Annotated in this window: 24 protein-coding genes and 2 pseudogenes; 11 read left to right on the top strand and 15 right to left on the bottom strand. The window is 59.6% G+C overall.

Translation table 11 applies throughout. The annotated features are described in order from the left end of the window. Positions 1 to 98 precede the first annotated feature (98 nt). Complete coding sequence (gene alaC / locus FXO12_RS25650; protein ID WP_057975137.1) at positions 99 to 1,310, top strand: alanine transaminase; 1,212 nt, start codon at positions 99 to 101, stop codon at positions 1,308 to 1,310. Positions 1,311 to 1,445: 135 nt separating this feature from the next. Here alaC and FXO12_RS25645 read toward each other — a convergent pair whose 3' ends face one another. Then, positions 1,446 to 2,798 carry a GntP family permease gene (locus tag FXO12_RS25645; RefSeq protein ID WP_014719640.1) on the bottom strand — a complete coding sequence of 451 codons (1,353 nt, stop codon included), beginning with the start codon at positions 2,796 to 2,798 and terminating at the stop codon, positions 1,446 to 1,448. Positions 2,799 to 2,882: 84 nt separating this feature from the next. Continuing rightward, a complete protein-coding gene (locus FXO12_RS25640) occupies positions 2,883 to 3,416 on the bottom strand; it encodes a gluconokinase (RefSeq protein WP_057975136.1) in 534 nt (177 codons plus the stop codon). 225 nt (positions 3,417 to 3,641) lie between these two features. Here FXO12_RS25640 and FXO12_RS25635 point away from each other — a divergent pair, with 225 nt between their 5' ends. From FXO12_RS25635 to FXO12_RS25620, 4 genes are all read left to right on the top strand, one after another. Further along, the gene (locus FXO12_RS25635) at positions 3,642 to 4,673 is read left to right on the top strand and encodes a LacI family DNA-binding transcriptional regulator (RefSeq protein WP_161793224.1); all 1,032 of its coding nucleotides are present in this window, start codon (positions 3,642 to 3,644) and stop codon (positions 4,671 to 4,673) included. A gap of 249 nt (positions 4,674 to 4,922) precedes the next feature. Further along, positions 4,923 to 5,555 carry a glutathione S-transferase family protein gene (locus FXO12_RS25630; protein ID WP_034128505.1) on the top strand — a complete coding sequence of 211 codons (633 nt, stop codon included), beginning with the start codon at positions 4,923 to 4,925 and terminating at the stop codon, positions 5,553 to 5,555. An 88-nt stretch (positions 5,556 to 5,643) separates the two neighbouring features. Then, the gene (locus tag FXO12_RS25625; protein WP_057975135.1) at positions 5,644 to 7,050 is read left to right on the top strand and encodes an MFS transporter; all 1,407 of its coding nucleotides are present in this window, start codon (positions 5,644 to 5,646) and stop codon (positions 7,048 to 7,050) included. A gap of 132 nt (positions 7,051 to 7,182) precedes the next feature. Further along, positions 7,183 to 7,644 (top strand): hypothetical protein, encoded by a 462-nt coding sequence (locus FXO12_RS25620; RefSeq protein WP_054896713.1) that lies wholly within the window; start codon positions 7,183 to 7,185, stop codon positions 7,642 to 7,644. Between the two features lie 106 nt (positions 7,645 to 7,750). Here the strand turns inward: FXO12_RS25620 and FXO12_RS29510 are convergent. From FXO12_RS29510 to FXO12_RS25595, 6 genes and pseudogenes are all read right to left on the bottom strand, one after another. Next, a pseudogene (locus FXO12_RS29510) lies at positions 7,751 to 8,146 on the bottom strand (methyl-accepting chemotaxis protein); the annotation flags it as partial. Between the two features lie 198 nt (positions 8,147 to 8,344). After that, positions 8,345 to 8,965, bottom strand: a pseudogene (locus FXO12_RS29505) (PAS domain-containing protein); the annotation flags it as partial. A 293-nt stretch (positions 8,966 to 9,258) separates the two neighbouring features. Continuing rightward, positions 9,259 to 10,209: an aliphatic sulfonate ABC transporter substrate-binding protein gene (locus FXO12_RS25610; RefSeq protein ID WP_054918256.1), complete on the bottom strand. Its 951-nt coding sequence runs from the start codon at positions 10,207 to 10,209 to the stop codon at positions 9,259 to 9,261. 110 nt (positions 10,210 to 10,319) lie between these two features. After that, positions 10,320 to 10,841 (bottom strand): sigma-70 family RNA polymerase sigma factor, encoded by a 522-nt coding sequence (locus FXO12_RS25605; RefSeq protein WP_057975134.1) that lies wholly within the window; start codon positions 10,839 to 10,841, stop codon positions 10,320 to 10,322. A gap of 108 nt (positions 10,842 to 10,949) precedes the next feature. Beyond that, positions 10,950 to 11,741 (bottom strand): phosphate/phosphite/phosphonate ABC transporter substrate-binding protein, encoded by a 792-nt coding sequence (locus FXO12_RS25600; RefSeq protein WP_057975133.1) that lies wholly within the window; start codon positions 11,739 to 11,741, stop codon positions 10,950 to 10,952. 9 nt (positions 11,742 to 11,750) lie between these two features. Beyond that, complete coding sequence (locus FXO12_RS25595; RefSeq protein WP_054896708.1) at positions 11,751 to 12,680, bottom strand: fatty acid desaturase; 930 nt, start codon at positions 12,678 to 12,680, stop codon at positions 11,751 to 11,753. Positions 12,681 to 12,982: 302 nt separating this feature from the next. Here FXO12_RS25595 and FXO12_RS25590 point away from each other — a divergent pair, with 302 nt between their 5' ends. Next, on the top strand, positions 12,983 to 13,402 hold the full coding sequence (locus FXO12_RS25590) for a GNAT family N-acetyltransferase (RefSeq protein ID WP_054896707.1): 420 nt from the start codon (positions 12,983 to 12,985) through the stop codon (positions 13,400 to 13,402). A 120-nt stretch (positions 13,403 to 13,522) separates the two neighbouring features. Here the strand turns inward: FXO12_RS25590 and def are convergent, their stop codons facing one another. The 3 genes from def to FXO12_RS25575 all read right to left on the bottom strand — a co-directional run bounded on the left by def (position 13,523) and on the right by FXO12_RS25575 (position 15,379). Continuing rightward, positions 13,523 to 14,062 (bottom strand): peptide deformylase, encoded by a 540-nt coding sequence (def, locus tag FXO12_RS25585; RefSeq protein WP_034128513.1) that lies wholly within the window; start codon positions 14,060 to 14,062, stop codon positions 13,523 to 13,525. After that, positions 14,059 to 15,012, bottom strand: a complete 954-nt coding sequence (locus FXO12_RS25580; protein ID WP_032895581.1) for a YihY/virulence factor BrkB family protein — start codon at positions 15,010 to 15,012, stop codon at positions 14,059 to 14,061. The genes def and FXO12_RS25580 overlap by 4 nt, the downstream gene beginning before the upstream one ends. Before the next feature lie 181 nt (positions 15,013 to 15,193). Further along, a complete protein-coding gene (locus tag FXO12_RS25575; protein WP_003193737.1) occupies positions 15,194 to 15,379 on the bottom strand; it encodes a CsbD family protein in 186 nt (61 codons plus the stop codon). Positions 15,380 to 15,580: 201 nt separating this feature from the next. Between FXO12_RS25575 and FXO12_RS25570 the strand changes: the two genes are divergently transcribed. Next, positions 15,581 to 15,958 carry a hypothetical protein gene (locus tag FXO12_RS25570; RefSeq protein WP_003193739.1) on the top strand — a complete coding sequence of 126 codons (378 nt, stop codon included), beginning with the start codon at positions 15,581 to 15,583 and terminating at the stop codon, positions 15,956 to 15,958. Positions 15,959 to 16,120: 162 nt separating this feature from the next. Here the strand turns inward: FXO12_RS25570 and fadD1 are convergent, their stop codons facing one another. Together fadD1 and fadD2 are read right to left on the bottom strand one after the other, a co-directional pair. Beyond that, the gene (gene fadD1 / locus FXO12_RS25565) at positions 16,121 to 17,812 is read right to left on the bottom strand and encodes a long-chain-fatty-acid--CoA ligase FadD1 (protein ID WP_034128515.1); all 1,692 of its coding nucleotides are present in this window, start codon (positions 17,810 to 17,812) and stop codon (positions 16,121 to 16,123) included. A gap of 381 nt (positions 17,813 to 18,193) precedes the next feature. Next, positions 18,194 to 19,882, bottom strand: a complete 1,689-nt coding sequence (gene fadD2 / locus FXO12_RS25560) for a long-chain-fatty-acid--CoA ligase FadD2 (protein ID WP_054918241.1) — start codon at positions 19,880 to 19,882, stop codon at positions 18,194 to 18,196. 220 nt (positions 19,883 to 20,102) lie between these two features. Here fadD2 and FXO12_RS25555 point away from each other — a divergent pair, with 220 nt between their 5' ends. Both FXO12_RS25555 and FXO12_RS25550 read left to right on the top strand, forming a co-directional pair. Further along, the gene (locus FXO12_RS25555) at positions 20,103 to 21,047 is read left to right on the top strand and encodes an alpha/beta hydrolase (protein ID WP_057975132.1); all 945 of its coding nucleotides are present in this window, start codon (positions 20,103 to 20,105) and stop codon (positions 21,045 to 21,047) included. 56 nt (positions 21,048 to 21,103) lie between these two features. Continuing rightward, on the top strand, positions 21,104 to 21,574 hold the full coding sequence (locus FXO12_RS25550; protein WP_003193747.1) for a MaoC family dehydratase: 471 nt from the start codon (positions 21,104 to 21,106) through the stop codon (positions 21,572 to 21,574). Between the two features lie 147 nt (positions 21,575 to 21,721). Here the strand turns inward: FXO12_RS25550 and FXO12_RS25545 are convergent, their stop codons facing one another. Then, positions 21,722 to 22,189, bottom strand: a complete 468-nt coding sequence (locus FXO12_RS25545; RefSeq protein ID WP_034128518.1) for a PA2169 family four-helix-bundle protein — start codon at positions 22,187 to 22,189, stop codon at positions 21,722 to 21,724. A gap of 204 nt (positions 22,190 to 22,393) precedes the next feature. On the opposite strand from FXO12_RS25545, the gene FXO12_RS25540 reads away from it, so the two are divergent. Both FXO12_RS25540 and FXO12_RS25535 read left to right on the top strand, forming a co-directional pair. After that, positions 22,394 to 22,630 carry a DUF3820 family protein gene (locus tag FXO12_RS25540; protein WP_003193750.1) on the top strand — a complete coding sequence of 79 codons (237 nt, stop codon included), beginning with the start codon at positions 22,394 to 22,396 and terminating at the stop codon, positions 22,628 to 22,630. 10 nt (positions 22,631 to 22,640) lie between these two features. Next, positions 22,641 to 23,816, top strand: coding sequence for an aminotransferase class V-fold PLP-dependent enzyme (locus FXO12_RS25535; protein ID WP_057975131.1), 1,176 nt, complete (start codon positions 22,641 to 22,643; stop codon positions 23,814 to 23,816). A 205-nt stretch (positions 23,817 to 24,021) separates the two neighbouring features. On the opposite strand, the gene FXO12_RS25530 is transcribed toward FXO12_RS25535, so the two are convergent. After that, positions 24,022 to 24,687, bottom strand: a complete 666-nt coding sequence (locus FXO12_RS25530; RefSeq protein ID WP_026067364.1) for a bifunctional 4-hydroxy-2-oxoglutarate aldolase/2-dehydro-3-deoxy-phosphogluconate aldolase — start codon at positions 24,685 to 24,687, stop codon at positions 24,022 to 24,024. Positions 24,688 to 24,696 lie beyond the last annotated feature (9 nt).

Below are 24,696 nucleotides of genomic sequence, written 5' to 3'. Positions count from 1 at the left end.
CAACTGGCCATCATCGCCCGTATTGTCTGCCCCGCAGGCCACCGCAGTGGCCGACGTCGCTCGGACGGTTCCGGGCGCTTACGTACCTCGAGGCAACAATGGCAGACCAAGGTTCGCCGCGCCGCTTTGCGCGCATAGATCGACTCCCCCCGTATGTTTTCAATATCACTGCCGAGCTGAAGATGGCTGCGCGTCGGCGCGGCGAAGACATCATCGACTTGAGCATGGGTAATCCTGACGGCGCCACGCCTCCTCATATCGTGGAGAAAATGGTCACCGTCGCCCAGCGTGAAGACACCCACGGCTACTCCACCTCCAAAGGCATTCCGCGCTTGCGCCGGGCGATTTCGCGTTGGTACAAGGACCGTTACGCGGTGGAAATCGACCCGGAGTCCGAAGCTATCGTGACCATCGGTTCCAAGGAAGGCCTGGCGCACTTGATGCTGGCCACCCTGGACCAGGGCGATACCGTGCTGGTGCCCAACCCCAGCTACCCGATTCATATCTACGGCGCAGTGATTGCCGGCGCCCAGGTACGTTCGGTGCCGCTGATACCGGGCGTGGATTTCTTCGCTGAGCTGGAGCGCGCGATTCGTGGCTCGATCCCCAAGCCGAAGATGATGATCCTCGGCTTCCCGTCCAACCCGACCGCGCAGTGCGTGGAGCTGGACTTCTTCGAACGGGTGATCGCCCTGGCCAAGCAGTACGACGTGCTGGTGGTGCACGACCTGGCCTACGCCGACATCGTCTACGACGGCTGGAAAGCCCCCTCGATCATGCAAGTGCCCGGCGCCAAGGACATTGCGGTGGAGTTTTTCACCCTGTCCAAGAGCTACAACATGGCCGGCTGGCGCATCGGCTTCATGGTGGGCAACCCTGAACTGGTCAACGCCCTGGCACGCATCAAGAGCTACCACGACTACGGCACCTTCACCCCGCTGCAAGTGGCGGCGATTGCGGCGCTGGAAGGCGACCAACAGTGCGTGAAGGACATCGCCGAGCAGTACCGCCAGCGTCGCAATGTGCTGGTCAAGGGCCTGCATGAACTGGGCTGGATGGTGGAGAATCCGAAGGCGTCGATGTACGTCTGGGCCAAGATTCCCGAGCAGTACGCGGCCATGGGCTCGCTGGAGTTTGCCAAGAAACTGCTATTGGAAGCGAAGGTGTGTGTGTCGCCGGGGATCGGCTTTGGTGAGTATGGCGACGATCATGTGCGCTTTGCGCTGATCGAAAACCAGGACCGGATTCGCCAGGCCGTGCGGGGGATTCGCGGGATGTTCAGGGCGGATGGGTTGGTGACTAAAGCCTGACCTGATCCACCTGAAGAAACCCAATCAATGTGGGAGCTGGCTTGCCTGCGATGGCAGTGTTGGATTCACTACCGCTATCGCAGGCAAGCCAGCTCCCACATTTGATCAGTTCCCACCCTTGCTTTGGGGTGTGGCTTACACCACCAACGACAGCAACATGATGAAGATCAGCGCCACGATCGACAGAATGGTCTCCATCGCCGTCCAGGTCTTGAACGTCTCGGCCACGGTCATGTTGAAGTACTGCTTGACCAGCCAGAACCCCGCATCGTTGACGTGAGACAGGATCAACGAACCCGCGCCCGTCGCCAGTACCAGCAACTCGCGGTTGACGCCAGGGATCATCCCCACCACCGGCACCACAATGCCCGCGCCGGTAATGGTCGCGACCGTCGCTGAACCGGTGGCAATCCGAATCACCGCCGCCACCAGCCACGCCAGCAGGATCGGGTTGATCTGCGCGTTCACCGCCATATGGCCGATCACGTCGCCCACGCCGCTGGTCACCAGCATCTGCTTGAAGCCACCACCGGCACCGATGATCAGGATGATCGCGGCGGTGGGCGCAAGGCTGGCGTCGAGCAGCTTGAGGATCTGCTTGGAGTGGATGCCCTGGCGATGGCCAAAGGTGTACAGCGATAACAGCAAAGCCAGCAACAGTGCGGTGATCGGGTGGCCGATCATGTCCATCCAGTTGCGCACCACGTTGCCTTCGGCAAAGGCGATGTCGGCAAAGGTTTTGAGCAGCATCAGGAATACCGGCAAGAGCACGGTGACCAGGGTGATGCTGAAGCTGGGCAGCGACTTGTTATCGGTCTCGCGGGCCAGTTGGTCCACCAGTTCCTGGGACGGGTTGCCCGGGATGTACTTGGCGATGAACGTACCGAAGATCGGGCCGGCGATGATGGCGGTCGGCAGTGCGACGATCAGGCCGTACAGGATGGTCTTGCCGATATCGGCACCGAACACGCCGATGGCCAGCAGCGGGCCCGGGTGCGGTGGCACCAGGCCGTGCACCGCCGACAGACCGGCCAGCAGCGGGATACCGATCTTGATCAACGACACGCCGGTACGCCGGGCGACGATAAACACCAGCGGGATCAGCAACACAAAGCCGATTTCGAAGAACAGCGGGATGCCCACCAGGAACGCGGCGAACATCATGGCCCACTGGACCTTCTCTTTGCCGAAGGCGCGGATCAGGGTCTGGGCGATCTGATCGGCACCGCCGGACTCGGCCATCATCTTGCCGAGCATCGTGCCCAGCGCGAGGATGATGCCGACAAAGCCGAGCACCCCGCCGAAACCGTCCTGGAACGCCTTGATGATCTTGTCCACGGGCATGCCCGAGGTCAGGCCGAGGAAACCGGCCGCGATGATCAGTGCAATGAACGGGTGCACCTTGAACTTGGTGATCAGTACGATCAACCCGATGATAGTGACTACTGCATCTAGCAGCAGGTAAGACTCGTGGGACATGCCAAACATGGGGGGTCTCTCCTGTTTGTTGTTGTTATTAAAGCGGGTGTTGAACTTCCTGCCGGGGATAGCGCTATCTTTTCCGGCAAAAAATTAATGAGTAGGTTCAAAGCCGTGCTTGCGCCACCAGGTATGGGTCTGCGCGGCCAGTTCCTCGACGCTGTCTTCACTGGCGTTCAAGGCCAGGGTCAGCGGCTCGCCCTTGGGCGATTCAAGTGTGGCGAACTGGCTGTCGATCAGGCTCGCCGGCATGAAATGGCCGGAGCGGTGAGACACGCGGTCAGCGGCGACTTCACGGGTCAGCTCCAGGAAGACAAAACCCAGGCCCGGCGCAGCTTCGCGCAGGTGGTCACGGTATTTTTTCTTCAGGGCCGAACAGGTCAGTACAGGATGCTCGCCCGCTTTCAACGCGCGACGCAGTTCATCGCACAGGATATCGAGCCAGCCGGCGCGGTCGTCGTCGTTGAGGGGGTGGCCGGCGCTCATCTTTTCGATGTTCGCGGCAGGGTGAAAGCTGTCGCCTTCAATGGCAGTGGCGCCGTTAAAGGCGCACAGGGCTTGGCTGACGCTGGACTTGCCACAGCCGGAAACACCCATGATGACCAGGGCGGTAACAGGTTGACTCATGAAACACCTCAGGACGCAGATAGCGCTACCTTTGCATAGCGTAAGGCTAGTGCAAAAACAGGCTTTTCCCGCGCCGACTTGTCATTTTTATGGAGTGACGCGTGCATCCGTTCCAACAGATTGACTTCAAGAGCTGGACAGGATCAGGCAACCCTTTATCCAAGAATTTGCAGCCCTTTGGAGACAGCGCTACCTTAGTGCCTCGATTTTTGTTTGGCAAGCCGCCTGATGACCTCCAAGAACGATAAAAATACCCGCACGACGGGCCGCCCTACCCTCAATGAAGTTGCGCGCCTGGCCGGCGTCAGCCCGATCACCGCCTCCCGTGCCCTGCGCGGCATCAGCACCGTGGCCACCGAACTGGTGGAAAAAGTGCAACAGGCCGCCGCCGAACTGAGCTACGTGGTCAACCCCGCCGCCCGCGCCCTGGCCTCGGCGCAGAGCCATTCGGTGGTGGTGCTGGTGCCGTCACTGTCCAACCTGCTGTTTATCGAAACCCTGGAAGCTATCCATCAGGTACTGCGGCCCAAGGGCTTTGAAGTACTGATCGGCAACTCCCATTATTCGCGCGATGAAGAAGAGGACCTGCTGCGCAACTACATGGCCTACCAGCCACGGGGTTTGTTGCTGACCGGTTTTGACCGCACCGAAAGCGCGCGACGAATGGTCGAGGCCAGCAATGTGCCCTGTGTGTACATGATGGATCTGGACCCCAATGCCGGGGTGAACTGTGTGGGCTTCTCGCAACTGGCCGCCGGCGAGACCGCGGCGGCGCACTTGCTGTCCCGGGGGCGCAAGCGCCTGGCCTATATCGGCGCACAACTGGACCAACGCACCTTGCTGCGTGGCGAAGGCTTTCGCCGCGCCTTGCAACAGGCCGGCATGTACGATCCGGCGCTGGAGCTGCTGACGCCACGCCCGTCCTCCGTGGGCCTGGGAGGCGAACTGTTTTTGCAACTGCTGGCCGCCCACCCGGATGTGGACGCGATCTTCTTCGGCAACGACGACCTGGCCCAGGGCGCCCTGCTCGAAGCCCTGCGCCATGGCATCAAGGTGCCTGAACGTGTGGCGGTGCTGGGCTTCAACGACCTACCCGCCTCGTCATTCATGGTGCCGCGCCTGAGCAGCATCAGCACGCCACGGGAAGCCATCGGGCGTCGGGCAGCAGAGCATCTGCTGACGATCATGGCGGGCAACAAGGTGGCCAAGCCAGTGGTGGATATGGGGTTTGAGTTGCAGGTGCGCGAGAGCACCTGAGCGTCGAGCCGAACGCAATCAATGTGAGAGCTGGCCATGTAGTGTCCACAGAATCAGCGCCTGGCACAGATCCCCTGTGGGAGCGGGCTTGCTCGCGAAGGCGGTGGCTCAGTCAACGCATCTTCAACTGAACCACCGCTATCGCAGGCAAGCCAGCTCCCACATTTTCGGCCGTGCCCGCTTCACACCCTCGCCGCCGTGCCCGGCCCCTGCTAGATTGGTCACTCTCTTAGATGCCAGGGAAGCACCATGGGCCATTCACTGAAAATCTTGGGTCGTACCTCTTCAATCAACGTGCGAAAAGTACTGTGGACCTGCCAGGAGTTGGGCATCGACTACGTGCGCGAAGACTGGGGCATCGGTTTCAAGCCTACCCAATCCCCCGATTTCCTCGCCTTGAACCCCAACGCCCAGGTGCCAGTGCTGATCGACGACCATGGCGTGCTGTGGGAGTCCAATACCATCTGCCGCTACCTTGTCGGCCTCTACCAGCGCCATGACTTGCTACCCGTTGAGCCTGCCTTGCGTGCACGGGTCGAACAGTGGATGGACTGGCAAGCCACCGAACTCAACCCTTCGTGGGGCTATGCGTTCCACGCACTGGTGCGTCAAAACCCGGACTATCAGGACCCGCAACGCATCCAGGCGGGTGTGCAGGCCTGGAATGACAAGATGGCCTTGCTAGAACAACAGTTGACCAAGACCGGCGCCTACGTGGCCGGCGAAGAGTTCACCCTCGCTGACATCTTGATAGGCCTTTCGGTACATCGGTGGCAGATGACACCCATGGAGCGGCCACCCTACCCCGCCATCGCGGCGTATTACCAACGCCTCAGCCAGCACGCCGGCTTCAAGACGTTCGCGCTCGACGGCCACAATTAGAGAAGCAGTTGCGCACGTTAAGCTCCAAGCCCAATAGCGGTTTGGCTTAAAGCTCGAAGCTTCCAACTCGCCCAACTGAAGGTTATTCATGCCCACACTCGCCGCCTGCGTCTCAGACCCAACCCGCGCCGCCCACATCAGCGCCCGCATCGACCGCCTGCCCGCCGTCGCCACTATTTGGCGCCTGGTGGCGTTGCTCTCCATCGGCGGTTTTTTCGAGCTGTATGACCTGTTCCAAACCGCCTATATCAGCCCTGGCCTGATCAGCGACGGGATTTTTCATACCGGCAGCGAAGGTGTTTTCGGTTTCTCGGACCAAGCCGCTTTCGCCTCGGCCACGTTCCTCGGCCTGTTCCTCGGCGCCAGCCTGCTCAGCCCCATCGCTGACCGCTTCGGGCGACGCGCGATTTTCACCTTTGCGTTGGTCTGGTACACGGTGGCCACGGTGTTGATGGGCATTCAAACCTCGGCCTTGGGCATCATCTGCATGCGCTTTCTGGTGGGCATTGGCCTTGGCATCGAACTGGTGACCATCGACGCCTACCTCTCGGAACTGGTGCCCAAACGTATGCGCAGTTCGGCGTTTGCCTTTGCGTTTTTTATCCAGTTTCTGTCCGTACCGGCCGTGGCGTTGATGTCGTGGTGGCTGGTGCCACAGGCGCCGTTCGGTATCGCCGGGTGGCGCTGGGTGGTGTTGAGCAGTGCAGTGTTTGCATTGTTTATCTGGCAACTGCGCAAGCGCCTGCCGGAGTCACCGCGCTGGCTTGCACAAAAGGGACGCTTCGAAGAGGCCGACACGATCCTGAACAACCTGGAGGCACGCTGCCGAAAGGACCAAGGCAAGCCGCTGGACGAACCGGAACCCGAAGCGATCAGCGTGCAGGGCACTGGCCGTTTCGCCGATATCTGGCAGCCGCCCTACCGTCGCCGCGCCTTGATGCTGATCGTGTTTCATGTATTCCAGGCCATCGGCTTCTTCGGCTTCGGCAACTGGCTGCCGGCCTTGCTCTCGGGCCAGGGTGTCAGCGTGACCCACAGCCTGCTCTACGCCTTCATCATCACCCTCGCCTACCCGCTGGGCCCGCTGTTGTTCGTCAAGGTGGCCAACCGCTTCGAGAACAAGTGGCAAATTGTCGGATCGGCCATGGGTGCAGTGATTTTCGGCAGCCTGTTTGCCCTGCAAACCACGGCGTTAGGGCTGATTTTCTGCGGGGTGATGATCACCTTCTGCAATGCCTGGCTGAGCTTCAGTTATCACTCGTACCAAAGCGAATTGTTCCCCACCAATATCCGTGCGCGAGCGGTCGGGTTCTGTTATTCGTTCAGCCGTTTATCCACGGTGTTCAGCAGCCTGTTGATCGGTTTTATCCTCGAACACCTGGGCACGCCGGGCGTGTTGGCGTTTATTGCCAGCAGCATGTTGATCGTGATGATTACCATCAGTTGGTTTGGGCCGCGCACGCGCAACCTGGCCCTGGAGAACATCGCTCACTGACGGCAACGGTTGGCCGCACAAGGAGAAGGCTTGCCGCGTCGACGACGCCAGCCCCAGTAAACACTGGGGTCTGGCAACCGGCACAGTATTTGCTCCAGCTGTCGCACCGTCTGTTTTCATAGGTGAACGATCATGCTGGTTAACAACACTCAAGCCGCGTCGAACGTGCAACAGATCACGCGACCCGACATGGACCCCGCCAACGCCGCCGCCAGTGCGCTGTACAGCGGCGCCCTGCAGGCTGCGCAACACAGCGTGACAGTGCCCGCCGCGCAGAGGGAATTGGACAAGGCCAGCGATCGCATCGACGAAGCCTTCGCCAAGACCCGCGTGCAGTTACAGGCCACAACTAATGGGGCACGTACCGAGTTCACCGAATACATGAGCAAGACCCCAGCCGAACGTATTCGTGAACAGTTACTCAAGGAACAAGGGCTGACCGAAGAACAAGTGCAGGCGATGCCCCAGGACAAACAAGACGCCATCGCCAAACAAGTGGCCGAGCGCTTGAAAGAGCAGCAACAGCAGCAGGTGGCGGCGAAGGCTACTGCTTCGCCAGCCCAGACACTTAAAGAAACCTTGGCCGCGATCTAAACAGGTGCGAGCTGGCTTGCCTGCGATGCAAACAACTCGGTGGATCTGCAGGACCGAGGTGATGCTATCGCAGGCAAGCCTGCTCCCACATAGAGCGGCGGCTGCGCTATTGCAATTGCAGCGTCGAATTGAACTGACTGATCGCATCTACCACATGCCGTGACCCTTCCTGGATCTCCAGGATCACCTGCCCCGCCTCGTTCGCCAACTCCACGCCCAGGCCCGTACGGCTCAAGCTCGACTGCATGCTCGACACGGCGCTCAACGACAGGTCATGGTTCTTGCGCACCACGTCCACGATCTCAACGGTGGCCTGGCTGGTGCGAGCGGCAAGGCTGCGCACTTCATCGGCGACCACCGCGAACCCACGCCCGTGCTCGCCCGCACGCGCGGCTTCAATCGCCGCATTCAGGGCCAGCATGTTGGTTTGTTCGGCAATGCTGCGGATGGTTTGCACGATGGCGCCGATGATGTCCGACTGTTTGCTCACCGCATCGATGCTCTGCGCCGCCTGGTTAAGGTCGTGGGACATGGCTTCAATGATCTGCACCGTTTGCTGCACTACCTGCGAGCCCTTGCGGGCGCAGGCATCGTTCTGTACCGAAGTGGCGTGGGCCGAGTCGGCGGCCGTGCGCAGGGTGCTGACTTGCTCGGTGATATCGCTGGCGAACTTCACCACTTTGTACAAGCGCCCATGGGTGTCGAAAATGGGGTTGTAAGAGGCTTCCAGAAACAGGGTCTTGCCGTATTTGTTTTTACGTTCGAAGCGGTGGGAGTGAAATTCACCGCGATTGAGTGAAACCCAGAACGCTTTATACGCCGGGGACTCGACTTCGCTGCGGTGGCAAAACATGCTGTGATGCTGGCCGATGATTTCTTCGCGCGTGTACTGCACCGTGCGCAGGAAGTTGTCGTTGGCATTGAGGATCTGGCCCTGGGGAGTGAATTCGATTACCGCCATGGAACGGCTGATGGCGTCGATCAGACTTTGGTTTTCGTGTTCGTGATGGACCCGTGCGGAAATATCCGCCGCCACCTTGATCACACTGCGTACCTGATGGTCGCTGTCCAGCACCGGCAAATAGCTGGCTTCCAGCCACACTTGCTCACCGCGTTTGTTAAGGCGCATGAAGGTGCCGCTGAGCGCCTCGCCTCGCGCCAGATCGCGCCACAACTGGTGGTAGGCATCGGTGTGGGTATACACCTCCTCGCAAAACAGGCGGTGATGTTTGCCACGGATCTCCTCGACGCTGTAGCCCATGGTTTGGCAAAAGCGTTCGTTGGCATTCAGGATCACTCCCGTGCGGTCGAACTCGATCATCGCCATGGAGCGACTGATGGCGGCAAGCTTGGCGTTGGCTTCGGTGAGGGCACAGGAAAAACGCTGGATTTCTTGCAGGTCGGATTTGTGCTGGCGGTTGAACATGGTCAGATCACCCTAGATTCCCGGCGCCTGGAGGGCGCATTCCATTCATACGTTGGATATTTCTGGTACACCTGCATGGGGAAATAACCATTGGAAACGCTTTATCGGCCAAGCGTCGTTAACGGTTCTGGGTGAGCATAGACAGGCCTTGGCACTCTGCAAGGCCACTAATCCGCCAGCATTGCTGCTCAGGGATGATCAAGGGGCTTGAAGACAGCCTGCTGCACATCGACTTTTTTCGGGATCAGGCCGTTGGCAAAAAACAGGTCGGCGGTGCGTTGCTGGTTGGCAATGTCGATGGCCGCCAAGGGGCGGATCGGCTCGGGCGAGCGATGTTCGAAGTAGCTTTTGACCACCGCCGGTTGCAGGCCCAGGGTGCCGGCCATCAGCGTGATGCTCGCGTCAGGCTCATCAAGCGACAGCCGCTGCGCCTTGCCAAGCGTCTGGATAATCGTGGCAATGGCCTCTGGGTGCTGCTTGGCAAACGGGTGGTTGACCACGAAGAAACTGCCCGCAGGGTTCAACCCTTGCCCGTCCCGCAGCACGCGTGCCGAGCCGTCGATCACGGCGGCCGAGTAGTACGGGTCCCACACTACCCATGCGTCCACCTTGCCTTGTTCGAACGCGGCGCGGCCGTCGGAAGGCGACAGGTACACCACGTTCACATCCTTCCACTGCAACCCGGCGTGCAGCAGGCTTTTGAGGAACAGGTTGTGTGCACTGGAGCCCTTGAGCAATGCCACGCGCTTGCCCTTGAGTTCGGCCACGTTCTGCACGGTACTGGCCTTGGGCACCAGCACTGCTTCGGCCTTGCCCTCGTTGGGCTCGACGGCAAAATACTGCAAGTCGATCCCGGCTGCCTGGGCGAAGATCGGCGGGATATCGCCAATATTGCCGATGTCCAGGCTGCCGGCGTTGAGCGCTTCGATCAGCGGCGGGCCACCGAGAAATTCGGTCCACTGCACCTGGGTGCCCGGCAGTGCGGCTTCGAAGAGCTTGTGCTCACGGGCGAGCACCATGCTGACCGAGCTTTTCTGGTAGCCGATGCGCAGCGTGGAAGGTTCGGCCGCCGAGGTGGGTTGCGCCAGTACTGCCAATGCCAGCAGCGAACTGCCCAGCAGGTGTCTGATTGCTTTCATAAGTTGCCTCTTGGTGGTTCGATCAGATTCAAAGTGAGCACAGGAAGTGTGGGAGCTGGCTTGCCTGCGATGGCGGCCTGACATGGCCAGAGGTGTTGGCTGGCTCACCGCTATCGCAGGCAAGCCAGCTCCCACATTTGATCGGGGTGGGATTCAAGTCCGGTAACAGCGCGGGCCATGTAGTCACTGACCGAGCGCTGGGAAATCCCCAGTTCGGCAGCGATCTGGGGGTACGTCAGGCCGTTGACGCGGGACAACAGGAACGTCGTCTTGACCTTGGCCGGCAAGCGGTCGAGCGAGAGATCGATGGCTTGGAGGGCTTCGAGTACCTGCGCCCGCTCCTCGGCGCAGGCTGCATCGTCATCCAGCACAGCGAGGTAGGCACGCTCCAGGTCACGCCGGCGCCACACCTGGTACACCAGGCGCTGGGCAATGGTGGTGAGCAATGCGCGGGGCTGTCGTATCGGCGCTACCTGAGGTGCACTCAAGAGCTGGACAAACGCGTCGACCGCGATGTCTTCGGCGTGGGCACGGGAGTTGAGGTAGCGGTGCAAGCGGCTGCACAGCCAAGGGTAATGAATGCGAAACAATGAGCCCACGTAGTCGCTGTGAGCACTATCGGCGCCGGACATAGTGGCTCCTTCTGAGTAGGTTGCGCGGTATGTCCGGTGTTCCGGTGAAGCAATCCTAGCAAGGCTTCTTATGCTTTAATAATATTTAAAACGCATTTTTATATAACCTTATTGAAGTACCGAATAGCCGATGCTGGCGGCTTTGTGCTGGTAATCCAGCACCACCTGGTAGTCATCTTCGCTGGCAGGAAGCACAGCTCGCACACCGAGGGTTTGCGCCACCTGCGGCAGGTCCTGCAACGCCAGGTTCATCGCCTCCCGAATCTGCGCTACCTGCGCATCGCTCAAGCCCAGCGCGCCTATGTAAGGCAAAGTCGGGCTCGGCGCGCTGCGGGCGATGACGCGTAGGCCCGCGACCTCTGCTGGGGCGAATCGGGCGAGGTAGTCGTAGGTGACGCTGTCAATGGCGGCGAGGTCGGCGCGGCCTTCACGCAGCCAGCGCAAGCTCTCGCGATGGGCACCGCTGATGCCGACGCTGGCGAAGAAACGCCCGTCGCGCTGCAACGGCGCCAGGCAGTCACGCAGCAGGTTCATACCGCTGTTGGAGTCGTGGCCGTTGATCACGCCGCGGCTCTGGTAGAACTGCGCCAGGCGGGTACGCGGGTTGTCAGCGCGGGTCAACAGCAGGCTGCAATGTTCGCCGTGGCTGCTGTGGGCCAACTCGTAACGGGGGCGCCCAATGATGCGCACCTGGCCGCGCAGTTGGGTCATCAGCGGGTAGCCGCAGGTTTGGCTGACGAGCAATTGCGGCGCCAGCCACAGGCCGCGCAAGTCGAGGTGGTCGGCATCAAGACGATGCAGCTTCAAGCGCTCAAGGATGCGCGCCAGCCAGTATTGATTGGCCTGCTGGATGGGCTCGGGCGCAACGTACATGCGCAGGTCGGCGTAGTGCTCACTCATGGTCGCCTCTCAGGCAAACGGGTGCAGGGGACTGTCGATGGCCTTGAGGCCGTGACGGCTGATCAACTGGCCGTAGCCATGCACCAGGAAACCACCGCTGCGCGCCAGCCACTGCTCGCGCCGGGCACGGTACACCCTGGGCAGCAGGTACCACGGCAACTTTGGCAGATCGTGGTGCACCAGGTGCAGATTGTTGTTGAGAAACAGCCAGGCCCAGGGCCAGGATGCTTCGTTGAGCACTGTGCGCTGTTCCGGCCGAGGATGGGGGCGGTGCTCATAGTAGGAACGGATCGAGGCCAGGGACAAGGCTGGCACGCTGACCAGCAGCAGGTAGTGCCACACCGCAAGCGCGCTGTAGTAGGCGATGAAACTCAGCATCAGCACAGTGACGGCGCCGTGGGCCAGCCACATCGGCCATACCTGGGGCAGGCGTTGAAACTCGTGACGTGCCAACCGGCCAATCGCCAACGGCGCAGCCAGCAGGAAGCGGCCAAGCACGGTCTTGGTCAGCCAATGCACGCCACGTTCGAACAGTGAGCTGTTGTTCCATTGCTGCTGATTGAGGTAGCGGCTTTCCGGGTCGATGCCCGGCAGGGTCAGGTCATGGTCGTTATGGTGCAACAGGTGGCTGTCGCGGTACAGCGTGTAGGGATACCACACCGCGAAAGGGGCATAGCCGAGGAGTTTATTCAGCCATAACGAACGGGTCGGGTGGCCGTGGAGCAATTCGTGCTGCACCGATAGCCACAGGGTCAGCAGCGGAATCAGCAGCAACATGCTCAGCCACACGCCCAGCCACCGGCTGCCAAGGATCACCGCAAACCAGCCGGCATACACGCCGATCAACAGCAGCCAGGTCGGCCACTCGGTTCTTGCCACAAAGGTCGTCGCCAGGGCTTCGATTTCCCGGCGGTGGGTCGGATCAAGGTAATTGGCCATCGGCAGCTCAGAGCAGGTGTTTCCTGCTCTGTGCAATGAGGCGGGAAAATCTTGCAGATCGTTTGGTTCTAAGCGTGTAACTCAGTGACCGAACAGGCCTGCTTCGGATTTTTTGGTCTTCTTGTCCGCGCGTTTTTCATCCGCGGTCTTTGCCGGTTTTTTCTTCGCGGCTTTCTTTGAATCCATACCTTTGGCCATGATGCATGCTCCACTAACAGGGGATGTAGCACTGGGTATACCACCTATTGCCCGGCAGAAGGCGCTTATAATCCCCTGCCCTGGATAATGCTTGTCTGAACCCCATGCCCCCAATGCACATCGAACCGCTGGCCGAGCCTCTGTGGCCACTGCTGAACAAGTTTTACCGCAGCCACAATTCATCGATGAAGGCGCTCAAGGGCGGCCGTTTGTGGGTAGTGCGAGATGCCGAGATCGTGGCCGGCTTGTGCTTGAGCCCGGTGATGGGTGGGCAGTGGCTGACGGGGGTGTTTGTGGCGCCGACTTATCGTGGCCAGCAGCTGGCGGCGCGACTGATTGGCGAGGCCGTGGCAGGTTGTGAGGGGACGGTCTGGTTGCTGTGCCATCCGGACCTGGAAGGGTTGTATCAGGGCATGGGGTTCAGCCAGGACACGGTTTTGCCGCAATCGCTGAGTGAGCGGCTGGTGCGTTACAAGCGCAATAAACCGATGATTGCGATGGGGCTCAATGCCCCAAAACACTGATCCAATGTGGGAGCTGGCTTGCCTGCGATGGCGGTGTATCAGCTACAAATAAGGTAGCTGGCCCACCGCCATCGCAGGCAAGCCAGCTCCCACAGTTGAACTGTGAGTGTGTCAGAAGGGCTATTCGTCAGCCGTTGGGTCCAGCTCCGGGAACATCACTTCAATAAATCCGAATTTGCTGAAGTCGGTAATCCGCGAGGGGTACAGCCGGCCGATCAAATGGTCGCACTCATGCTGCACCACCCGCGCATGGAAGCCGTCGGCAAAACGTACGATCGGCTCGCCTTTGGGGTCGAACCCTTCGTAGCGGATCTGCTGGTAACGGTTCACGGCGCCGCGCAGGCCGGGCACTGACAGGCAACCCTCATAGCCCTCTTCCTGCAGCGGGCTGAGCGGTGTGATCAGCGGGTTGATCAAGATGGTCTGCGGCACAGGCGGCGCGTCCGGGTAGCGTTCGCTGGCCTCGAAACCGAAGATCACCAGTTGCAGGTCCACGCCAATCTGCGGCGCCGCCAGGCCAACGCCGCCCACGTGCTCCATGGTCTGGAACATATCGTCGATCAGTTGCCACAACTCCGGGCTGTCAAACATCTCCGGCGGCACCGGCGGGGCGATACGCAGCAGGCGCTCGTCGCCCATTTTCAGGATTTCACGGATCATTGTTCAGGCTCGGTCATGGGCTTGGAGTGGTCCCGGCCTAGGCCTGAGACGTGTTGTTTTTCATCGGTGTGGCCCGGCTCGCCTATTTCCTTCTCACCGGGGTCCTTGCCCTCGGCAGACATATGCTCGATCACCGCGTTCATCTCCGCGCCCAGCAGCAGTACGGCGGCAGAGATGTAGAAATACAGGAGCAAGACAATGATCGCACCGATACTGCCATACATGGCGTTGTAGTCCGCGAAGGTCTTGACGTAGTAGCCAAAGCCCAGGGAGGCGACGATCCATACCACCACGGCCAAGACGGAGCCGGGGGTGATAAAGCGAAATTCCTGCTCGACGTCCGGCATCACGTAGTACATGAGGGCCACGGCGAACATCAGCAAGATCACAATCAGCGGCCAGCGCAGGATGGTCCACAGCGTGACCACGAATTCCTGCATGCCAATCTGCCCGGCCAGCCACTCCATGACTTGCGGGCCCAGCACCATCAGCGCGGCGGCCGCCAGCAGCATGCCGGCGATACCCACGGTGTAGAAAATCGACAGCGGGAAACGCTTCCAGATCGGCCGACCTTCAACCACATCGTAGGCGGCGTTCATGGCGCTCATCATCAGGCGCACGCCCGCAGAGGCCGTCCACAGGGCGATAACGATACCCACCGAGAGCAAGCCGCCCTTGGACTGCTGCAACTGATCGATCACCGGGTTGACCTGTTCCAGCGCCTGGGGTGGCAACACCAGCTCCGATTGCAGGCGCAGCCAACTGAAGAAGTCGGGCAAATGCAGGAAGCCGATCAGGGCAATGAGGAACAGCAGGAACGGAAACAAAGAGAACAGCATCTGGTAGGCCAGTGCCGAGGCGTAGGTAGGCATCTCGTCATCGACGAATTCCTTGATGGTGCGTACCAGCACCTTGTGCAGCTTGAGACCATCGAGTACTGGAAAAAGCATAGCGTCTCCTTTCGCCGCAAAAGAGGTTGAGTTCGTGGGCGACTCAGGGGCCGTTTTCTACATCAAAGTAGCCCATTTGGCGACTTTGAAACAATTTCGAAAGTTTAGTTGCAGCACCGGATACAAAAACGGCCATCCGTGGATGGCCGTCGGGCTGCTGGGGTCAGCCAGCCAGGACGTGTTACTCAGTGGCTTTTTTCACTGCGTCCTTGGTCTTGCCCACTGCTTGCTGAGCTTCGCCTTTTTTCTCTTGGATCACGCCTTCAGCACGCAGCTTGTCATTGTCTGTGACTTTACCGACGCCTTGCTTGATGTTACCGACAGCTTCGTTCGCCAAGCCCTTTACCTTATCGGAAGTGCTGCTCATGGTATTACTCCTGATAACAATCAAATGGTTTTTGGTCACTACGTAGCGGTTGACCCGAAGCGCAACGGCAGAGTTTCAATTATTTTTGCGCAAGCATTTCATCGAAAGCGGCAGGTTTGGCTTTATGTTTTGCAGCCAACCCACGAGAATGCCCGGCACATTCAGGCTGCAACGCTGGATAACAGATCCCGTAGGAAGGTTATGAAACTCAATAAAGCACAGGCCATTGCCCGCAGAAACCAGGAACTGGGCGGTGCCGTACTCGGCGTCAACAACTGCCACTTCACCGACCTGGACCGCAAACGCAACATCTGGTGGTTCGACCTGCCGGTGGGGCGTATTGCCGTGGGCCAGTACGAGTGGATCCACCTGTTGATGCACAACGCCGACACCGACCAGTTGCTGCACCTGAAGGTGCCGACCGTGTTCCTGCGTGAAAAACTCGAAGGGCTGGTGGTACGCAATGCGGGCAAGCGCAAGCCGGAGATTACCCTGGAGCTAAGCGCGGATAAGGACTCGTTCTTGAAGGACGTACGCCCCGCCGGTGCGGGTGTGAGCTTCGCGCAGTTCGCGTTGTAAGCCCGGTAACCCTGTGGGAGCGGGCTTGCCCGCGATGGCAGTGAGTCAGGCGATACAGCAATGGCTGCTGTAGCGCTATCGCAGGCAAGCCAGCTCCCACGGGGGTAAGTGTTTCGCCAGCGCCCTCATAAAAAACCCCGCATCGGCGGGGTTTTTTATGGGTTACTTTTTAAGACCGAGTTTCTTCAGTTCTTCATCACGCAATTCACGCCGCAGGATCTTGCCCACGTTGGTGGTCGGCAGCGCATCACGGAACTCCACGGCCTTGGGCACTTTGTAGCCGGTGACGTTGGCGCGCATGTGCTCCATCACCTGGTCCTTGGTCAGGGTAGCCCCTGGCTTGACCACGATGAACAACTTGATGTGCTCGCCGGATTTTTCATCCGGTACGCCGATAGCCGCACACTGCAGCACACCCGGCAGGCCCGCCAGCACGTCTTCCAGCTCGTTGGGGTAGACGTTGAAGCCGGAGACCAGAATCATGTCCTTCTTGCGGTCGACGATACGCATGTAGCCGTCTGGCTGGATGATCGCGATGTCGCCGGTCTTCAGCCAACCCTCGCTGTCAAGCATCTCGTCGGTAGCTTCCTGGCGCTGCCAGTAGCCCTTCATCACTTGCGGACCTTTCACGCACAACTCGCCAGTTTCGCCCAGTGCAAGCTCGGTACCGTCGTCGGCGATGACTTTACACGCGGTGGAAGGCACCGGAATGCCGATGGTGCCGATCTGGATGTGCTGGATCGGGTTGACCGTGGCCACCGGGCTGGTTTCGGTCATGCCGTAGCCTTCGCAGATCGCGCAGCCGGTCACGGCCTTCCAACGCTCCGCCGCCGCCAGCTGCAACGCCATGCCGCCCGATAGGGTGACCTTCAGCGCAGAGAAGTCCAGCTTGCGGAAACCTTCGTTGTTGCACAGTGCCACGAACAGGGTGTTGAGGCCGACGAAGCCGCTGAACTTCCACTTCGACAGTTCCTTGACCATCGCCGGCAGGTCGCGCGGGTTGCTGATCAGGATGTTGTGGTTGCCGATCAGCATCATCGCCATGCAATGAAAGGTGAAGGCATAGATGTGGTAGAGCGGTAGCGGCGTGATCAGGATCTCGCAGCCTTCATTGAGGTTGGAGCCCATCAGCGCCTTGCATTGCAGCATGTTGGCGACGAGGTTGCGGTGGGTCAGCATCGCGCCCTTGGCCACGCCGGTGGTACCGCCGGTGTATTGCAACACGGCCACATCGCCGCTGGCCGGGCTGGCATCGTTGACCGGCTGGCCATGGCCCTTGGCGAGTACGTCGTTGAACTTGATGGCCTGGGGCAGATGATAGGCCGGGACCATTTTCTTTACGTATTTGATCACGCTGTTGATCAGCACGCGCTTGAACGGCGAGAGCAGGTCGGCAACTTCGGTGACGATCACGTGCTTGACGGCGGTCTTGGGCACGACTTTTTCAGCCAGGTGCGCCATGTTGGCCAGGCAAACCAGGGCCTTGGCCCCCGAATCATTGAATTGGTGTTCCATCTCCCGCGCGGTATACAGCGGGTTGGTGTTGACCACGATCAGGCCGGCGCGGATCGCACCGAATACAGCGACGGGGTATTGCAGAACGTTGGGCAGTTGCACGGCGATTCGATCGCCAGGCTTCAAATCGGTATGCTGTTGCAGATACGCGGCGAATGCGCCGGACAATTCGTACAGTTCACCGTAGGTGATTGTCTTGCCCAGGTTGCTGAAAGCCGGTTTGTTGGCGAAGCGCTGGCAGGACTGCTTCAGTACCGCCTGAATATTCGGATACTCGTCTGGATTGATCTGTGCAGCAATCCCGGCGGGGTACTTATCCTTCCAAAAGTCTTCATTCATGGAAGCCCACTCCTCAGCGACGCGAATTCATCATCGCATTTGATGCGATTATTATTGGTGTATGTTTTTAGGTGAGTCTGGCGCTTTCAAGCAGGCCTAGAAGTCACAAAGCGCGCCGAGAGTAGCAGCTTTGCCAAGGGCCGCCTAGAGCCAAAAGAGGCCCCTACAGTCATAAACATGACTCAAGAACATCCAATGGTCACTTTTAGAGCAAAAATTCTATAACTCCAGAAATGGCTCTAGAACAGGCTCTCACGGGCGAAAAATACAGTGTGGGAGCTGGCTTGCCTGCGATAGCGATGGATCAGTCAATTCAACAGGCGACTGAAACACTGCTATCACGGGCAAAGCAGCTCCCACATTTTTGTACCCTATTTCAATTCAAGCGATGTCGCGCAGCTCCCGGCGCAGAATTTTCCCCACCGGCGTCATCGGCAACGACTCTCTCAACACAATATGCTTGGGCACCTTGTACCCCGTGAAGTTGGCCTTGCAGTACGCCTTCAGTTCCTCGAGGCTCACCCCCTGGGCCCGTGCCACCACGAACAGCTTCACCGCCTCCCCCGTGCGCTCGTCCGGCACGCCGATCACGGCGCAGTTGGCCACGGCCGGGTGGGCCATGATCACGTCTTCGATTTCGTTGGGGTACACGTTGAAACCCGAGACGATGATCAAATCCTTCTTGCGATCCACAATACTGATGTAGCCATCGGTGTCGATCACCGCAATGTCACCGGTCTTCAACCAGCCATCGGCGTCCAGGGTTTCGGCGGTGGCGGCCGGTTGCTGCCAGTAGCCCTTCATCACTTGCGGGCCCTGGATGCACAGCTCGCCGCGCTCGCCCAACGGCAGTTCTTGCCCCAGGTCATCCACGACCTTCATCGCCGTACCCGGCACCGGGATGCCCACGGTACCCAGGCGTGACAGGCCGCCGTAGGGGTTGGTACTGGCCACTGGCGAGGTTTCGGTGAGGCCGTAGCCTTCGCCGATGGCGCAGCCGGTCACCGCTTTCCAGCGTTCCGCCGTGGCCTTGACCAGGGCGGTGCCGCCGGAGTTGGTAATCTTCAGGTGGGAGAAATCCAGGGTCTTGAAATCCGGGTGGTCCATCAGCGCCACAAACAGTGTGTTGAGCCCCAACAGGCCGGAGAACTGCCACTGTTTGAGCTCCTTGATAAACCCGCCGATGTCCCGTGGGTTGGTGATCAGCACGTTGTGGTTACCGGAGACCATCATGCACATGCAATTGGCCGTGAATGCATAGATGTGGTACAGCGGCAGCGGTGCAATCATCACCTCCTGCCCTTCCTTGATCAGCGGATGGCCGTCGTCGCCCAGTTGCGACATGCACGCCCGCACTTGCTGCATGTTCGCAACCAGGTTGCCGTGAGTGAGCATCGCGCCCTTGGCCAGCCCAGTGGTGCCGCCGGTGTATTGCAGCACGGCGACGTCGTCCAGGGTCACCGGATGGCGCGTCACTCCAAGGCCCGCGCCCATGCGCAGGGCGCGCTTGAACGAAACCGCCCGCGGCAGGTGGTAGGCCGGGACCATCTTCTTGACTTTGTCGACCACGGTGTTGACCAGCCAGCCTTTGGCGGCGGGCATGAAATCGCCCATCCTGGCTTCGATCAGGTAGTCGATCTCCGTGTCGGTGCATACCTCCTGCACACGTGAACCGAACAGGTTGAGGTAGACCAGCGCCCGCACACCGGCATCCTTGAACTGATGGCGCATCTCGCGCGGCGTATAAAGCGGGTTGGTGTTGACCACGATCAGCCCGGCGCGCAGTGCGCCGAACACCGCAACCGGGTAATGCAGCACGTTGGGCAGCTGCACCGCGATGCGCTCGCCGGGCTTGAGGTCGGTGTGCTGCTGCAGGTAACCGGCAAACGCCGCACTCTGGCGCTCAAGCTCGGCGTAGGTGAGGGTAATGCCCATGCTGCTGAATGCCGGACGGTCGGCAAAGGTCTTGCAGGAACGCTCGAAGACCTCGATCACCGACTTGTAGGTGCTGAGGTCGATGGCATTGGGGACTCCCGCCGCGCGTTTGTCATTCCAGAAATCAGGTTGCATTATTCTTGTCCTCTTTACCTGAGTGTGTCCGGCCGCTGCCATGCAGATGTGCAGCAATAAGAAGCGGAGCTTTGGGGAAGTTAGCAGCTATGGCCAAACAGGCAAGACGCTGAACTGTGTCATTGATTGTATGAATCTTGTACCTAAGGCGTAGGCAGATACCCCCGCCCCACGCCGGATGAGCTATACAATGCAACCACCCTGAGCAAAGGAAGCCGCCATGAACCACAGCACCTTCTGGCTGACCGCGAACGACCACACCCGTCTGTACGTCAACCAATGGATGCCCGACGGCCCGCCCAGGGCCGTGGTGATGATTTCCCATGGCATGGCCGAGCACGGCGGTCGCTATGCGCGCCTGGCGCAAGCGTTGTGTGGCGCAGGGTATGGCGTATATGCGCTGGACCAGCGTGGGCATGGCCGTACCGCCGAGGCCGGCACCGTTGGGCTATATGCTGAAACGGATGGCTGGAACAAAGTCGTGGGCGATCTGGCCAGCCTTAATCAGCACATCGGCCAACAGCATCCCGGGCTGCCGATCATCTTGCTGGGCCACAGCATGGGCAGCTATATCTCCCAGGCATACTTGCTGCATCACAGCGCCAGCTTGCATGGCGCAATACTCAGCGGCTCGAATTTCCAGCCGGTGGCCCTCTACCGTGCAGCGCAAATCATTGCGCGCATCGAACGTGCACGCCAAGGCCTGCGAGGGCGCAGTGCGTTGATCGACTTCTTGTCGTTCGGCTCATTCAACAAAGCCTTCAAACCCAATCGCACCGCGTTTGACTGGCTCAGCCGCGACCCGGTTGAAGTGGACAACTACATCAACGACCCACTCTGTGGCTTTCGTTGCACCAATCAACTGTGGATCGACCTGTTGGGCGGCTTGCAGCAGATCAGCAAAGTCTCCAACCTGGCGCAGATTGATCCCGGCCTGCCGATCCTGGTGATGGGCGGCGATCGTGATCCGGTGAGTGAAGGCAAGCGTCTCAAGCACCTGGCCCACGCCCTGCGTGAGGCCGGTTGCCAGGACGTGCAATTGACGCTTTACCCGCAGGCGCGCCATGAAGTATTCAACGAAACCAACCGTGATGAAGTCACCGCCGACCTGCTGACCTGGCTCGACCAGGCGCTGGCGTTGCGCAGGCCCACCCGCTGCGAATAGTTTTTGCTTTAAAATCAGCCGATTAATTACCGTTAAGCCACAGGATGCACCTTGAGATGACCCAGGTAACCAACACCCCGTACGAAGCGCTTGAAGTGGGCCAGACTGCCAGCTTCAGCAAAACCGTCGAAGAGCGCGATATCCAGCTGTTCGCCGCCATGTCGGGTGACCACAACCCGGTGCACCTGGACGCTGAATACGCCAAGGCGACCATGTTCAAGGAGCGGATTGCCCACGGCATGTTCAGCGGCGCGCTGATCAGCGCGGCAGTGGCCTGCGAGCTGCCTGGGCCGGGCACGATCTATATCGGCCAGCAAATGACCTTCCAGAAACCGGTGAAGATCGGCGACACCCTGACCGTGCGCTTGGAAATCCTCGAGAAACTGCCGAAGTTTCGCGTGCGCATTGCCACTCGGGTGTTCAACCAGCGTGATGAGTTGGTAGTCGATGGCGAGGCGGAGATTCTGGCGCCGCGCAAACAGCAAGTCGTGACCCTGACCGAGCTGCCGCCAATCAGCATCGGCTGATCTACATTCCAGCCTTTGCATAAAAAAATGTGGGAGCGGGCTCGCCCGCGAATGCGGTGTATCAGCCAATACAACAGTGACTGATCCACCGCTTTCGCGAGCAAGCCCGCTCCCACACTAGGTCCAGCGTAGGTCTTACCTCAGGTCTTACGACTGAGCGCGAGCCTGGTTACGCAGGGCTTTTACCTGGTCGTGGTTGCGCTGTACACCGTGGTACTGACGCTCAACCAAGTCACGAATGCCCACCAGGTTGTGCTTGTTGATCTTCTCGATCGCTTCCTTGTAAGCCTTCAGTGCGTGGTCTTCACCGCGCTCGGCCTCGTTCAATACGGCCTCTTCGTCCTTGCCGGTGACCATCGACTTCACGTCGACCCAGCCACGGTGCAGGGCGCCGGCAACACTACCGGACTTCTCTGGATCGCCGCCCAGGGCACGCACAGCAGTTTTCAGTTCTTCGGCAGCGGTACCGCAATCAACAGCACGCTTGGCAAACAATGCCTTGAGTTCCGGATGCTTGATGTCTTCAGCGCATTCCTTGAAACCCTTTTGGCCGTCGATGCTGGTCTCGATCAGGTCGTTCAGTACGGAGATCGATTCTTTGTTGATATCAGTCATTTTTCAATTCCTTGTACGGGTTAGAAGGTTGCCTTGGTTATTGCAGCGCCCGTGCCAGGTTTATAAAAATTATTTTTATGCTTATTTTCAATAACTTACGAATTATTGAACCATCTGTATGTTGGTTATTTGCATGATCTGTCATTTGGCCTTCATGCAGAATGCCTGTATTTTCGAAAGCCTGGCCTCAATCCTACGACGCTCATGAATCCCGAAAAACTCGAACTACTGATCACCCGCCAAATGCCCTTCGGCAAATACAAAGGCCGGATCATTGCCGACCTGCCCGGGCCCTACCTGAACTGGTTCGCCCGCGAAGGTTTCCCCCACGGCGAATTGGGCGGTTTGCTGGCCTTGATGCAGGAAATCGACCACAACGGCCTATCCGAATTGCTCGAACCGCTGCGCGCCAAACACGGCAGACCCGCCCCCCGTCACTAAGAGACTCACCATGCCAAGGAATGCTGATAACGAACCGCACTGGCAGGCCATCGCCCAGCGCTATGAATACGAGCCCGGTCCGATCAACCTGGAAAACGGCTACTTCGGGCGTATGAGCCGGGCGGTGCAGGCCCAATACCTTGAGCACATCAGCTTTATCAACCGCAGCAACTCTGTGCATGTGCGCCAGCGTTTTGAACAGGGTGAAAACAACGAGATACGCCGCCAGTTGGCCGGCTTGATTGATGTCGACCCCGAATCGGTCGCTTTCACCCGTAACGCTACCGAAGCCTTGCAGTCACTGATCCGCAACTACAACCGCCTGCAACCCGGCGACCAGGTGCTGATCAGCGACCTGGAGTACGACACGGTCAAAGGCGCCATGCGCTGGCTGGCATCGACTCGCGGCGTGGAAGTGATAGAGGTGGCCCACACCCACCCGGCCAGTGTCGACAGCTTGGTGCAGACTTATCACGATGCGTTTGTGCAGTACCCGCGTCTGAAATTAATGGCCTTGACCCATGTGACCCACCGTACGGGCCTGGTCATGCCGGTTGCGGCCATTGCCAAGGCCGCGCGCGAACGCGCAATCGACGTGATCCTCGACGGCGCCCACGCCTTGGGCCAGATCGAATTCAACCTGGCCGAACTGGGCATTCAGTTCGCAGGCTTCAACCTGCACAAGTGGATCGGCGCGCCGTTGACCCTGGGCTTTTTGTACATCGCACCGGAGCGCCTGGCCGATATCGACCCGGATATGGGCGAGTTTCACTACCCAGCCACCGATGTGCGAGCGCGTACGTCCTACAGCACGCCGAACTTTCCGGCGCTGATGACCTTGCCCCTGGTGTTTGAAGAGCATCGACAGTTGGGTGGCGCTGCGGCCAAGGGCGCACGCGTCAATTACCTGCGCAACCTGTGGGCAAACCAGGTACGGCCGTTGCCGGGGATTGAAGTGCTGACCTCGGATGACCCGCGACTGTACTGCGGGATCACAGCCTTCAAGTTCATCGGGCGTGATCAGCAGATGATGGTGGACAGGTTGCTCAAGGAGCACGGCCTGTTCACCACTACGCGCACGGGGGCAGCGTTTGGCACCTGTATCCGGGTGACGCCGGGGCTGGTGACGTCGGCGGCGGACATCAATGCGCTAGTCCACGCGATCACCAAACTAAACACCGTTTAAAACTGTAGGAGCTGGCTTGCCTGCGATAACGGTGTATCAGCCAAAGATGGGCTAACTGATAAATGGCTATCGCAGGCAAGCCAGCTCCCACCTTCAGAGCAGCGATGTGCTTGAGGTTTTTCTACAGGCAAAAAAAAGCGGCACACCGACCAAGTGCGCCGCAAAAATGCCGTTAAGCACAGCAACAACGATTCGATAAATCAGTTCAGTCCAGCAGCGCCAGCGCCTGGGCAGTGACTTCCTGGATACGCGCCCAGTCGCCGTTCTTGACCCACTCCGGATCCAACATCCAGCTGCCGCCCACGCACATCACGTTTTTCAACGCCATGTAGCTCTTGATGTTGGCCGGGCCAACACCGCCAGTCGGGCAGAATTTGACTTCGCCGAACGGGCCACCGAGAGCCTTGATGGCAGCAACACCACCGCTGACTTCAGCCGGGAACAGCTTGAAGCGGCGATAACCCAGGCCGTAGCCTTCCATGATGCCGGAGGCATTGCTGATGCCCGGCAGCAGCGGGATCGGGCTGTGCACCGAGGCTTCCAGCAAGTCACGGGTGATGCCGGGGGTGACGATAAATTGCGAGCCTGCCACTTCTGCCGCTTCGAGCATGTGACGATCGAGCACGGTACCGGCACCCGTGCACAGTTCAGGACGTTGCTCGCGCAAGACCTGAATGGCCTTGAGGCCGAACTCGGAACGCAGGGTCACTTCCAGCGCGGTCAAACCGCCAGCGGCCAGGGCGTCGGCCAACGGCAGGATGTCCTGCTCGCGGGCGATGGTGATCACCGGCAGGATCCGCGCCTTGGCGCAGAGGCTGTCGATCAAGGCAACTTTATCCGCCATGGACACGGTCGGTTGAGGGCTTTTCATAGCGGCTGA

The sequence above is a fragment of the Pseudomonas sp. J380 genome (assembly GCF_009827115.1).
GTDB lineage: Bacteria > Pseudomonadota > Gammaproteobacteria > Pseudomonadales > Pseudomonadaceae > Aquipseudomonas > Aquipseudomonas paracarnis.
The sequence above is the reverse complement of the archived record's forward strand: the minus strand, read 5'-3'. Positions and strand labels throughout refer to the sequence as shown.